Annotated in this window: 9 protein-coding genes; 7 read left to right on the top strand and 2 right to left on the bottom strand. The window is 65.8% G+C overall.

Annotation, left to right across the window (positions count from 1 at the left end; genetic code table 11):
- Positions 1-19: 19 nt before the first annotated feature.
- Positions 20-625: a 5-formyltetrahydrofolate cyclo-ligase gene (locus tag RCH14_RS07820; protein WP_343025578.1), complete on the bottom strand. Its 606-nt coding sequence runs from the start codon at positions 623-625 to the stop codon at positions 20-22.
- Between the two features lie 32 nt (positions 626-657).
- Between RCH14_RS07820 and RCH14_RS07815 the strand changes: the two genes are divergently transcribed.
- The 5 genes from RCH14_RS07815 to RCH14_RS07795 all read left to right on the top strand — a co-directional run bounded on the left by RCH14_RS07815 (position 658) and on the right by RCH14_RS07795 (position 7148).
- A complete protein-coding gene (locus tag RCH14_RS07815; RefSeq protein WP_343025577.1) occupies positions 658-2682 on the top strand; it encodes a transglycosylase SLT domain-containing protein in 2025 nt (674 codons plus the stop codon).
- A 151-nt stretch (positions 2683-2833) separates the two neighbouring features.
- The gene (locus RCH14_RS07810; RefSeq protein ID WP_343025576.1) at positions 2834-3550 is read left to right on the top strand and encodes a glutathione S-transferase family protein; all 717 of its coding nucleotides are present in this window, start codon (positions 2834-2836) and stop codon (positions 3548-3550) included.
- Between the two features lie 3 nt (positions 3551-3553).
- Positions 3554-4651, top strand: coding sequence for a multifunctional CCA tRNA nucleotidyl transferase/2'3'-cyclic phosphodiesterase/2'nucleotidase/phosphatase (locus RCH14_RS07805; RefSeq protein WP_343025575.1), 1098 nt, complete (start codon positions 3554-3556; stop codon positions 4649-4651).
- 110 nt (positions 4652-4761) lie between these two features.
- A complete protein-coding gene (locus RCH14_RS07800) occupies positions 4762-6450 on the top strand; it encodes a diguanylate cyclase (protein WP_343025574.1) in 1689 nt (562 codons plus the stop codon).
- Positions 6451-6497: 47 nt separating this feature from the next.
- Positions 6498-7148 (top strand): GNAT family N-acetyltransferase, encoded by a 651-nt coding sequence (locus RCH14_RS07795; RefSeq protein WP_343025573.1) that lies wholly within the window; start codon positions 6498-6500, stop codon positions 7146-7148.
- 62 nt (positions 7149-7210) lie between these two features.
- Here RCH14_RS07795 and RCH14_RS07790 read toward each other — a convergent pair whose 3' ends face one another.
- Complete coding sequence (locus RCH14_RS07790; RefSeq protein WP_183554481.1) at positions 7211-7720, bottom strand: Lrp/AsnC family transcriptional regulator; 510 nt, start codon at positions 7718-7720, stop codon at positions 7211-7213.
- 189 nt (positions 7721-7909) lie between these two features.
- Here RCH14_RS07790 and RCH14_RS07785 point away from each other — a divergent pair, with 189 nt between their 5' ends.
- Together RCH14_RS07785 and RCH14_RS07780 are read left to right on the top strand one after the other, a co-directional pair.
- Positions 7910-11494 (top strand): indolepyruvate ferredoxin oxidoreductase family protein, encoded by a 3585-nt coding sequence (locus tag RCH14_RS07785; RefSeq protein WP_343025572.1) that lies wholly within the window; start codon positions 7910-7912, stop codon positions 11492-11494.
- A 144-nt stretch (positions 11495-11638) separates the two neighbouring features.
- Positions 11639-13252, top strand: coding sequence for a S41 family peptidase (locus RCH14_RS07780; RefSeq protein ID WP_343025571.1), 1614 nt, complete (start codon positions 11639-11641; stop codon positions 13250-13252).
- Positions 13253-13350: the final 98 nt, after the last annotated feature.

Raw genomic sequence — 13350 nt, 5'->3', positions numbered from 1 at the left:
TTCGATACGCCCGGCCACATCACGCTTCGGTCATCACCCGATCGAGCGGTACATCGTGCGCGTCACCGACGAACTCGACCAACTGGCACGCATACGCAATGCCCACCGTGCTCGGGCGCGGCTCGGGGGCCAGCGTCCGGTCGTAAAAGCCGCCGCCATACCCCACGCGATACCCCAGCGCATTAAATCCCAGACACGGCACCAGCAGTGCCGGTGGCCGCGCCACCATGCGCAACTGGGCCGGCACCGCCACGCCCATCCGGTCCTTGACGGTCGGCTCGCCCGGCAGCCACTCGGCAAATTCCAGCGCTGCATGGCGCGCCACGACCACGGGCAGCGCCAGACGTACGCCTGCTGCCGCCATTTCCGCGTACGCTGGGCTCAGATCCGGCTCGCCCGCGAGCGGCCAGTAGACGGCCAGCGAGGCGTGTGGATTGGCCCGCCACCATGCCAGCACGCGCGCGCCGATGCGCTCGTCCCACGCGGCCTTGTCTGCCGGATCGAGCGCACGCCGGCGCGCCTTGAGCGTGTCACGCAACAACGCCTTGTCTTGATGTGGTTGCTGTAGAGCACTTGTGTCTGGTGGCGGCACAGAGGCGCGTGGTATTCTTGGTTCGCCGGTCATGGTTTCAATGCAGCGTATTGTGAGAGTGGTGGATGTTTCAATCGAAATTGCCTGTCGGCCTTTTGCCGGCTGCTATTGCCCTTGTTCTGAATCTGGCGTTCGTGCCAGGTGCAGCGGCCCAGGAAGACCCGGAAGCACCCGCGCCCGAGGTAGCATTGTCCCCCGTTCCGGCGGGTGCGCCTTCCGTGGCGGGCGCAGCCAGCCGCGCCGACGACGACAACTTCATGTTGCTGCGCGAAGCGGCGCGCCAGAGCGACGACGCGCGGACGAATGCGATCGCGTCGCGCCTGCCGGTGACCAATTATCTGCTGGCATCCTACGTTGACTATTATCGTCTGAAACCGCGCCTGCGCGAGGCCATCCAGGACGAGGTGCTGCAAGTGCTGCGGCGCCACGAGGGCACGGCGGTGGCCGAGCAGCTGCGTGCCGAATGGCTGATGGAGCTGGGCAAGCGCCGCGAGTGGAACACGTTCGAACGCGAAGCAGGCGCGCTGGCCCAGTCGGGCAGCCTGCCGATCCGCTGCTACGCGCTGCTGTCCAAAGCCGAGCGCGGTGAGCGCGTTGCCGACGAAGCGCGCGTACTCCTGAAAACCCCGGCCGGCTACGGCGACGCCTGCGGCGCCCTGATCGCGCAATTGGTGGCCAATGGCCAGTTCACCGAAGCCGACCTGCTCACGCAACTGCGCCTGGCGGGCCTGGACAATGCCAGCGGCCCGGCGCGCCGCGCTGCTGTCTTGCTCGGCCTGTCCGAAACCCGGGCCACCCAGGCGGTCGACCTGCCTGCCGTGGCGATGGCGCGCGGGATCGGCAACAGCCGCGCCGAGCGCGAGCTGTACCTGGTTGCCGTGGGCCGCATGGCGCGCACCACGCTGCGCCTCGCCGTGGCCGGCCTCGAAAAGAACAGCGCCCAATTGACGGGCGAAGAACGCGCGATCGGCTGGGCCAATGTGGCGCTGGCCGCATCGATCGTGCTGGCGCCCGAAGCGCACGAGTATTGGGAACGTGCGAAAGGCGCGCCATTGAGCGACTTCCAGATGCAATGGAAGACCCGCATGGCGCTGCGCCGCGGCGACTGGAAAACCGTGCGCACCACGATCGAGACCATGCCGCCGGCCTTGCGCGCCGACTCGACCTGGGTCTACTGGCTCGGGCGCGCTCACCAGGGCGAAGGCCGCCCGGCCGAGGCGCGCGCGCAGTGGCAGAGCATCGCCGGCCAGACCACCTTCTATACCCAGTTGGCCCAGGAAGAACTGGGCAATCAGGTGGTCGCGCCGCCGCCGATCGCGCCGATCACGGCCGCCGAACTGGCCCAGGCCACGGCCAATCAGAGTCTGCAACGGGCCATCAAATTCTACGATCTGCGCCTGCGCGCCGAAGGCAACCGCGAATGGAGCTGGGGTCTGCGCAACCTGTCCGAACGCCAGTTGCTCGCCGCCGCCGAGCTGGCGCGCCGCAACGACCTGCTCGACCGTATGGTCGAGACGTCGCTGCGCACGCGCACCGAGTTCAGCTATGACCAGCGCTTCCCGGCGCCGCACCTCGACGTGCTGCGCCCCACCGCCCAGGGCCTGAGTCTCGACAAGGCCTGGGTGTATGGCCTGATCCGGCAAGAATCGCGCTTCATCCGCGATGCGCGCTCGGGCGTGGGCGCATCGGGCCTGATGCAGGTGATGCCCGCCACCGGCAAATGGGTGGCGGCCAAGATTGGCCTGAACAACTTTGTCACCAGCATGCTCAACGACCTGCACGTGAACATCACGCTCGGGGCCAACTACATGACGATGGTGCTGAACAATTTTGAAGGCTCGCAAGTGCTGGCCACGGCCGCCTACAACGCCGGCCCGAGCCGCTCGCGCACCTGGCGCAGCCGGCTCGACGCGCCGATGGAAGGGGCGATCTTCGTCGAAACCATTCCGTTCACCGAAACGCGCGGCTACGTGCGCAACGTGATGGCCAATGCCACCAATTACGCCTCGATCTTCGAGGGCAAGCCGCAGTCACTCAAGGCGCGCCTGGGCACGATCACGCCGCGCCCGTCCACGTCCGTGCTGGACTGACAAGCGGGGCCCGGCTGCGGTTCACCCTGCTGTCGGGCAACCGCCTTGACAGCCGCGGCATTGGGCCGCAAGCTGATGTCGATTACCGCAGCCGTCCCGGGCGTCCAAGCGCCGCCCGGGACGCCCTTCGCCACGTACTTGACGAGACCCCATGCAGACCATCGAACGCGACCCGATCCTCACGCAGACCCTGGACCAGACCCGCAGCCCCGGCTTGACGCTCATCATCGGCAACAAGAACCTGTCGTCGTGGTCGATGCGCCCCTGGGTCGCGGCCATGGCCTTCGGGATTCCGTTCACTGAAATCAAGGTTTTGCTCGACCAGCCCGACACGTCCAACGAGATCGCGCGCTATTCGCACGCGGGCCGCGTGCCGGTGCTGCTGGCCGGCGAAATGACGGTGTGGGACAGCCTGGCGATCACCGAATACCTGGCCGAGCAGTTTCCCGACAAGCATATGTGGCCGCAAGACGTAGCAGCACGCGCACTGGCGCGCTCGATCGTGGCCGAGATGCACGCCGGCTTTGGCGAACTGCGCAGCGCCATGCCGATGAATATCCAGGCCCGCCTGCCGGGCCGCGGCCGCACGCATGGCGCGCAGGCCGACATCGGCCGTGTCTGCGAAATCTGGGAAGACTGCCTGTCGCGCTTTGGCCATCACCAGTTCCTGTTCGGCGCGTTCTCGATTGCCGACGCCTTCTATGCGCCGATCGTGCTGCGTTTCCAGACCTATGGCGTGACGCTGGCCCCGGCGCTGCAAGCGTATTGCGAGCGCGTGCTGGCCCATCCGGCCGTGGCGCGCTGGGTGAACGAGGCGATGCTGGAAAACCACCCGACGCCGCTGCACGACGCCGATTTGCCGGAGTAAACGATGCGCAGTTATGTTGTCGGCGGCGCCGTGCGCGACGCGCTGCTCGGGCTGCCGGTCAAGGACCACGATCACGTGGTCGTGGGTGCCACGCCCGAACAGATGATCGAGGCCGGCTTTCGCGCCGTAGGCAAGGATTTTCCGGTCTTTTTGCATCCGAAAACGCAGGAGGAATACGCGCTGGCGCGCACCGAGCGCAAGACCGCGCCCGGCTATCACGGCTTCGTGTTCCATGCGGCGCCCGATGTCACGCTCGAACAGGACCTGGTGCGGCGCGACCTGACCATCAATGCGATGGCGCAGGGCGAGGATGGCGTGATCGTCGATCCGCTGGGCGGCCGGCGCGACCTGGAAGCGCGCCTGTTCCGGCACGTGTCCGATGCCTTTGCCGAAGACCCGGTGCGCATCCTGCGCGTTGCGCGCTTTGCCGCGCGCCTGCCCGAATTTCGGGTGGCGGGCGACACCAATGTCTTGATGCGCCAGATGGTCGAGGCGGGGGAGGTCGACGCCCTCGTGCCCGAGCGCGTCTGGCAAGAGCTGGCGCGTGGCCTGATGGAGCGTCAGCCGTCGCGCATGCTGCTCGTGCTGTACGAGTGCGGCGCGCTGGCGCGGCTGTTGCCCGAGCTCGATACGCAAAAGCACACGCTGCGCGTGATCGACACCGCCGCGCAGCAGGACCACCCGCTCGAGATCCGCTTCGCTGCGCTGATGCGCGACGCTGGCATGGCCGCCGTTGAAGCGGTGGCGAAACGCCTGAAAGTGCCCAACGAATGCCGCGACCTGGCCCTGATGACTGCGCGCGAACATGGCCTGCTGGCGCAGGCGCGTGAACTCGATGCCGAGGCGCTCGTCACGCTGTTCGAGCGCAGCGACGCCTTCCGCAAGAGCGCGCGCTTTGCCCAGATGCTGCTGGCCACGCAGTGCCACGCGGATGATCCAAAGCACGACCCGGCAGGCGACTGGCTGTTGCAAGCCCTGGGCGCGGCGCGCGGCGTGGATGCCGGCGCCGTGGCAGCGCGCTGCGACCAGCGTGATCGGATTGCCCAGGCCGTGCACGTGGCGCGGATGGACGCCGTGGCCGCCATTTGTAATAAAGTGTGAAAAACCGCCCTGTAGAGCCTCACAGTTACATGTAGTTACACCCCGCGTGCAGTATGGCCCAGCGTTTTGCTATTCTTCAATATGGTCAATTGTTGCGTTGGAGAAAAAAGATGTTCAGGATGCTGGGACGGCGGATAGGAATTTGGGTACGGCGCCGCCGCCTGTTATTGGCGACCCTGGCCGTCGTATTGATGAGCGCGCTGCTGGTCTTTTTGTACAGCCGCACCGAAGTGATCGACCCCGACGTACGCAGCAATGTGTTGCTCAATCTGCGCGAATTCGAAAAGCTCGATGCCGAATGGGATGCCAATCTATTGCGCGCCCACACCGGCCGCGCCGCGACCCGGCCCGACCTGAGCTCGCAACTGCCGCGCATGCACATCCTGATGGCGCGCCTCGAAGACGCCGCCCCGCTCACCGGCAGCCGCGCCGCCACCGAGGCCTGCGCCCAGCTGCGGGTGGCGCTGCGCAACAAGGAAATGCTGGTGGCCGAGTTCGCGCGGCACAATCCGCGCCTGCGCGCAGCGCTGCTGCACATGCCGCCGGCCGTGGCCGATCTCAAGACCGACATTTCGGGCATCGAAGGCGCGCTGGCGCCGGCCCAGTTCGTCGTGCGGCTCGACACGACCCTCAATGCGCTGCTGAGCGACATCCTGCGCTACAACATCGCCCCATCGCCCGCGCTGGCCAACCGCATCGACGAAATCCTGGGCAATGTCGCGGCCCAGGAGATCGCCTTTTCACCGGCCGTCGTCGACAAGATGGACGCCGTGATCCTGAGCAGCCGCGTCATCCTCGAAAAGCGGCCGCTGGAAAATTTGCTCGAAGCGCAAATTGCTGCCGTTGGCAGCGATGTCGTGCTCGATCGCCTGGAGCAGGAATTCGAGCGCTCGTTCACCACCGTGCTGCTCGAGCGCCAGCGTTTTCGCGGCTACCTGGCGGCGTATTCCGGCCTGCTACTGGTGCTGCTGGCCTATGCCGGCGTGCGCCTGCGCCGCAGCTACCGCATCATCGGCGTCGTCAACCACCGCCTGCAGGCGGCCAACGAAACCCTCGAGCAGCGCGTGGCCGAGCGTACCGCCGAGCTGCAGGCGCAGTCGGTCCAGCTCGAACGCCTGGCCCAGCACGACAGTCTGACCGGCCTCATCAATTACCGGCAACTGACCCGCCTGCTCGAACGGGCGCTGGCCCGGGCCGACCGCCGCGACAGCGTCGTGGTGCTGATGTTTATCGACCTGGACGGCTTCAAGGCAGTCAACGATACCTGGGGCCATGCGACCGGCGACCTGGTGCTCAAGACCGTCGCGCGCCGCGTGCAGGCCAGGCTGCGCGCCGAAGATGCGCTGGCGCGCCTGGGCGGTGATGAATTCGTTATCCTGCTCGAAGACGTGACGTCGCGCGACGGCGCGCTGCGCGTGGCCCGTCTGGCGCTGGCCGAAATCGAGTCGATCACCGAGGCCGATGGCCACGCCGTCAGGATCTCGGCAAGCATCGGCATCGCCAGCGCGCGCGGCCAGATGGGTGCGGCGCGCGGGCAGGACACTTTGCTGGCCGAGGCCGACAAGGCCATGTACGCAGCCAAGCAGGCAGGCAAGGGCCGTTTCGTGGTCAGCGAGCAGGCGCAGTGGCGCGACGAGGACGACCCGGCGGAATCGGTGCCGGAAGGGGCACGGCGCGAGCGGGCGAAGGAGGGCGCCGCCGACAGCACGGGCACGAGCACAAGCACAAGCACAAGCACAAGCACAAGCACAAGCACAAGCACAAGCACAAGCACGGCAGGGGCCGACCGGATCGGCTAAGATTCAGGGTGACATCGACAGGTTGTCGCGCACGGGAAGGTGTGAATATGCTGGACAATCCATTACGCCGCTGGTTGCAGGGCTTGCGCGGCAAGAAAGGGCAGCCGCCGGTCCTGGTCAAGGAATTGCACGAGCGCGACCGCCGCCGCGTGCTGCGCCATCTGCTCGCGCTCGACAAGGATGACCGCCTGCTGCGCTTTGGCAGCATGATGTCCGACGACGGCATCACGGCCTATGTCGGCAAGCTCGATTTCGAGCGCGACATCGTCTTTGGCGTCGTGAGCAATGTGTTCCAGCTGGTGGGCATGGGGCACCTGGCGTTCGCGGCGACCGAAGGGCGTACCAGCACCGCCAAGGCGCAGGTGGCCGAGTTCGGCGTGTCGGTGTCGGCCTCGGCGCGCGGGCAGGGCGTGGGCACGCGCCTGTTCCAGCGCGCGGCGATCCACTGCCGCAATTCGGACGTCGACACGCTCTACATGCAGTGCCTGACGTCCAACAAGACGATGATGCACATCGCAAAGAAAGCCGGGATGGTCGTGACGCGCGAATACGGCGAAGCCGACGCCCACCTCGAATTGCCACCGCCCAGCCCGGGCAGCGTGATGGCCGAGGCGTTAGAGGAGCAGTTCGCGGCGATCGATTACACGGTCAAGGCCAATACGCGGGCAGCGGTGAAGTTCTTCACGCCAAAAAAGTAGGGTGGACGCGGCCGGCGAGGCGGCTTGCCGTCCACGCGTTCAACGTCCGTCACTGCACCACTTCACACCAGCGGCATCGCCGTCGTTTCCTTGATCCGCTGCAGCGCAAAGCTCGACTTCACGTCCAGCACGGCCGGATGCTTGAGCAGCGTGCCCATCATGAAGCGCGAAAAGTGGTCCATGTCGCCCACATGCACGCGCAATAAAAAGTCCATGTCGCCCGTCATCGCGTAGCAGGCGACGACTTCCGGCCAACTGCCCACCGAGACCGCAAAATCGTTGCGCGGCGACGTTGCCGGCAAGCCCGGCTGGCGCGTGGTGCTGGCCACTTCGCTGTGCTTTTCCAGCCGCACGTTCACGTACGCCAGCAAGCCCAGCCCGATCTTGTCCGAGTCGAGCAGCGCCACGTACTGGCGGATCACGCCCGCTTCTTCCAGTCGCTTGATGCGGCGCAGGCAGGGCGACGGCGACAGGTTCACGCGCTCGGCCACATCCTGGTTCGACAAGCGGCCATCGTTCTGCAAAATCTCCAGAATTTTACGATCTGTTTTATCCAGCTCAATCTTTGACATACCTTCCCCACGTCGGTCTTTTGTATGGCAATTTTATTGCGCAATTCAAGAAGGAGGGGGAATTGTTTGGAATTTAATGCTGGGGGGGCAGGTCTATACTGGCGCAAGACGGGAGACCACTCCCGCCAAGGAGCGAGATGCAGGAAATGCACCGCTTCCGGCAACCGCCACCAGTTTCTTGGAGACACAATGAACGCACCACTGGACCGCGCCCACCTGGCGTCGCCGGCATCTGCACCCGCATCCGCATCCGCACCCGCACAAGACATCACGCTCGACGACAAATGGACGCTTGAGCGCGGCCGCGCCTTCATGACCGGCACGCAAGCGCTGATCCGCCTGCCTATGCTGCAGCGCGAGCGCGACGTCAAGGCCGGCCTGAACACGGCCGGTTACATCACCGGCTACCGCGGCTCGCCCGTCACGTCGGTCGACCAGACCGCGATGAAGGCCAAGGCGCACCTCGACGCGCACCACGTCAAGTTCCATCCCGGCATGAACGAAGACCTGGCGGCGACCGCCGTCTGGGGCACCCAGCAAACCAATCTGTACAAGGACGCGAAGTACGACGGCGTGTTCTCTATGTGGTACGGCAAGGGCCCGGGCGTCGACCGCTGCGGCGACGTGTTCAAGCACGGTAATAACGCCGGCTCGTCGCAATACGGCGGCGTGCTGGTGCTGGCCGGCGACGACCACGCGGCCAAATCGTCGTCCACCGCGCACCAGTCCGACCACATCCTGACCCACTGCGGCATCCCGGTGCTGTACCCGTCGACGGTGCAGGAATACCTCGACTTCGGCCTGCACGCCTGGGCCATGAGCCGCTATACGGGCCTGTGGGTATCGATGAAATGCGTCACCGACATCATCGAGTCGGGCGCTGTCGTCGACCTCGATCCGGACCGCGTGCAAACCGTGATTCCGACCGACTTCCAGTTGCCCGAGGGCGGCCTGAACATCCGCTGGCCTGACGCCGTACTGGACCAGGAAGTGCGGATGAGCAACCACAAATGGTATGCCGCGCTGGCCTATGCGCGCGCCAATAAGCTCAACCGTATCATCTGGGACAGCCCGCAGCCGAAGATCGGCATCATCACCGCCGGCAAGAGTTATCTGGACACGCGCCAGGCGCTGGCCGACCTCGGCATCGACGAGCAGGCTGCGCAGGACATTGGCCTGCGCCTGTACAAGGTCGGCATGACCTGGCCGCTCGAAGCCGAAGGCGTGCACGAGTTCGCACGGGGCCTCGATGAAATCCTGGTGGTCGAAGAAAAACGCCAGGTCATGGAATACGCGCTCAAGGAAGAGCTGTACAACCTGCCCGATGGCGAGCGTCCGCGCGTGGTCGGCAAGTTCGACGACACGGGCGAATGGAGCAACAAGAACCGCATGGGCCACGGCGACTGGCTGCTGCCAGCGACGTACGAGCTGAATCCGGCGCAGATCGCGCGCGCGATTGCCTCGCGCATCGGGCACTACTGCGCCGGCCACCCGGTCGCCGAGCGCGTCAAGCAGCGCATCGCCTTCCTCGAAGCCAAGGAACTGGTGCTGCGCAATATTCCGGCCAAGCCTAATCCGGAGACTGACCGCATCCCGTATTTCTGCTCGGGCTGCCCGCACAACAGCTCGACCAAGGTGCCGGAAGGCTCGCGCGCGATGGCCGGCATCGGCTGCCACTATATGGTGCTGTGGATGGACCGTGAAACGTCGACCTTCACGCATATGGGCGCCGAAGGCACGACCTGGATTGGGCAGTCGCCGTTCACCGACGAGAAGCACGTGTTCGTCAATCTGGGCGACGGCACCTACTTCCACTCGGGCATCCTGGCGATCCGCGCCGCAGTGTCGGCCAAGGTCAACATCACCTACAAGATTCTGTACAACGATGCGGTCGCGATGACGGGCGGCCAGAACGTCGACGGCCCGCTCGACCCGGGCATGATCAGCCGCCAGATCGCAGCCGAAGGCGTCACGCCCATCATCGTCGTCACCGATGAGCCCGATAAATACCCGAGCGACTATGCCTGGGCGCCCGGTACCACGGTGCGCCACCGGTCCGAACTGATGGACGTGCAGCGCGAACTGCGCGAAATGCCGGGCGTGTCGGCCGTGATCTATGACCAGACCTGCGCTTCTGAGAAACGTCGGCGCCGGAAAAAAGGCGAATTCCCCGACCCGGCCAAGCGCGCCGTGATCAACGAAGCCGTCTGCGAAGGCTGCGGCGACTGCTCGGTACAGTCCAACTGCCTGTCGGTCGAGCCGCTCGAAACCGAACTGGGCCGCAAGCGCCAGATCAACCAGTCCTCGTGCAACAAGGATTATTCGTGCGTGTCGGGCTTCTGCCCGAGCTTCGTCACCGTCGAAGGCGGCGGCCTGAAAAAGCCGAAAAAAGCCGCAGCGTCCGACGCCGCGCCGCCCGTGTTGCCGGAACCCTGTATCCCGTCGGTTGCCACGCCATTCGGCATTCTCGTGGCCGGCGTGGGCGGCACCGGTGTCGTCACGGTCGGCCAGATCCTGGCCGTGGCGGCGCACGTCGAAGGCAAGGGCGCCATCGTGCTCGACCAGAGCGGCCTGGCCCAGAAGGGCGGCCCGGTCATGTCGCACGTGCGCCTGGCTGAACGCCAGGCCGACCTGCACTCGACGCGCGTGGGCACCGGCAGCGCCGACCTCGTGATCGGCTGCGACCAGATCGTCACGGCCAGCCGCGACGCCTTGTCGCGCATGGGCGAAGGGCGCACCTGGGCCGCCGTCAATTCGAGCACCTCCACCACGGCCGCGTTCGTGAAGAACCCGGACTGGCAATTCCCGGCCGAAGGCTCGCGCGGCGCGATCGAGCAAGCTTGCGGCAAGGCCAACGTCGAATTCCTCGACGCCGGCAGCATCGCCACGGCGCTGCTGGGCGATGCGATCGCCACCAATATGTTCATGCTGGGCTACGCGTTCCAGAAGGGCCGCGTGCCGCTGCACGAAGCCTCGCTGATGAAAGCCATCGAGCTCAATGGCGTGTCGGTCGCGTTCAACAAGGCGGCCTTCAACTGGGGCCGCAGCGCCGGGCACGATCTGGCGGCGGTCAGCAAGTCGGCGCTGCCGGCCAAGGTGATCGAGTTCAAGCGCATGCAGACGCTCGACGATGTCGTCAAGCGCCGGGTCGAGCTGCTCACGGCCTACCAGGACACGGCGTATGCGGGCCAGTACACGGCCTTCGTCGAGCAGGTCAGGGCGCAGGAAGCGCGCCTGGGCAAGGGCACCCGCCTGTCGGAAGCCGTGGCCAAGTACCTGTACAAGCTGATGGCGTACAAGGACGAGTACGAAGTCGCGCGGCTGCACACCGATCCGGCGTTCCGTGAAAAAATCGCCAATATGTTCGAGGGCGATATCACGCTCAAGTTCCACCTTGCCCCGCCGCTGCTGGCCAGGCACGACAAGGAAGGCCGCGCCATCAAGCAGGAGTTCGGCCCGTGGATGATGCGCGCGTTCGGCGTGCTGGCGAAGTTCAAGGGCCTGCGCGGCACCGCGTTCGATGTGTTCGGCTATACAAACGAGCGCCGTGTCGAGCGCGCCCTGATCGGCGAGTACCGCGCGACGGTGGCGGCATTGCTGCCCAAGCTCACGGACGCCAATCTGGCGCAGGCCGTGGCCGTGGCCAGCATCCCGGAAGACATCCGCGGGTACGGGCACGTGAAGGAACGGCACCTGAAAGTGGCGAAGGAAAAAGAAGCGGCGTTGCTGGCGGCATTCCATGCGCCGGTGGGCGCAGCACCACGCGCGGCCTGATGGCGTTTTGATCACGCCGGCGTGGGGTGCGCGCCGGCGGTTTTTTGTTGATGCTTGTCGCCTTGGCATGCTTCGTTGTCGCCTGGCCTCAACTGTGACATTTGGTGGTGTTGTGCAGTAAAACCGCCGTCTATAATCATTTGCATGAGCCCGACATTCTCCCTTCCGCGCAAGGCATTTCCCGTCCGTCTGATGTCAAGCGCGCTGGGTGCGCTGTTCGTTCTCGCCGGGTGCGGCGGTGGCGGGGGCTCGCCCGGTGTGGGCGCGCGGCCGCCCGTGGCAGACACGCCAACGGCGCCGGTCACGCCAACCCCAACCCCGACCGTCAATAGCGCCACGCCGGAAGACCTCAATCCCAACCTGCTCGGCGATGCCTATGGCACTTACTGGAACAAGTGCGCCGCGCCGCGCGCGGGCTTTGATGCCAGCGGCAAGGCATATCCCGATGTGCAGGGCACGCTGCTGGACGAGCTGAAATTCCTGCGCGCCTGGACCAACCAGTACTACCTCTGGTACAACGAAGTCCCGAACACCTACAAGACGGCCGATTTCAAGAGCGCCATTGCCTACTTCGACGTGCTCAAGACGCCGGCCGTAACCGCCACCGGGCAAGCCAAGGACCGTTACCACTTCACCTATCCCACCGCCGAATGGGAAGCGATGCAGACCCAGGGCATCGACCTGGGCTACGGCATCACATGGTCGCGCAACGCGGGCGGCACGGCGCCGCGCACCTGGCTGATCACGGCCGTTGAGCCGGGTTCGCCGGGCGCCGCCGCAGGCCTGGTGCGCGGCGACCAGCTGACCAGGATCGATGGCATCGACTTCGTCAGCGCAAGCGACGCGGCATCGATCGCGCGCATCAACGCGGCCCTGTTCCCCGAAACGGCCGGCAGCGCGCACCGCTTCACGCTGCAGCGCGGCGGCGTGCCGTTCGAGGTGACGATGACGGGCGCCGAGGTGCGCATCGCACCAGTCAAGAACGTCAAGATCATCGACACCGCGACCGGCAAGGTCGGCTACCTGACCTTCGACACCTTCAATGCGGTCTCCGAAAAACAGCTGATCGACGCCTTCACCACGTTCCGCCAGGCCGGCGTGACCGACCTGGTGCTCGACATCCGTTACAACGGCGGCGGCCTGCTGTTCCTGGCCAGCCAGCTGGCCTATATGATCTCGGGACCGGAGTCGACGGCCGGCAAGGTGTTCGAGCAATCGCAGTACAACGACAAGTTGCCGCGCGAAGCGCCGCTGCCCTTCCGCTCGACCGCGTGGGGCTTTGCCTCGAGCAACCCGGTGCGCACCGGCACGCCGCTGCCGACCCTGGGCCTGAAGCGCGTGACGGTGCTGAGCACGGCCGGCACCTGCTCGGCCAGCGAATCGGTGATCAATGGCTTGCGCGGCGCCGATGTCGAGGTCATCCAGATCGGCGGCACCACCTGCGGTAAACCCTACGGCTTCACGCCGGTGCCGAACTGCGGCACGACGTATTTCTCGATCGAGTTCAAGGGCGTCAACAACAAGGGCTTCGGCGACTTTACCGATGGCTTTGCGCCGACCTGCCAGGTGGGCGACGACCTGACGCGGCCGGTGGGCGACCAGAGCGAAGGCTTGCTGGCTGCCGCGCTGACCTACCGCGCCACGCAGGCGTGCCCGGTGTCGACGACGGCCCGCGCCCGCGTCGTGCCGATGGAAATCGTGCGGCCGCAGGTGAAAGAAATCGCGATCAGGCCAACGCCCGGCGCCCCGCCGCGCTGAGCAGACCGGCCGTATTGACGGGCGGCGTGGCCAATCGGCGCGCCGCCCTTCGTGTTTCCAGAACTTAACTTTGCGTCAAGAACGCGTCTATAATCGTC

The sequence above is a fragment of the Massilia sp. MP_M2 genome (assembly GCF_039123635.1).
GTDB lineage: Bacteria > Pseudomonadota > Gammaproteobacteria > Burkholderiales > Burkholderiaceae_D > Telluria.
The sequence above is the reverse complement of the archived record's forward strand: the minus strand, read 5'-3'. Positions and strand labels throughout refer to the sequence as shown.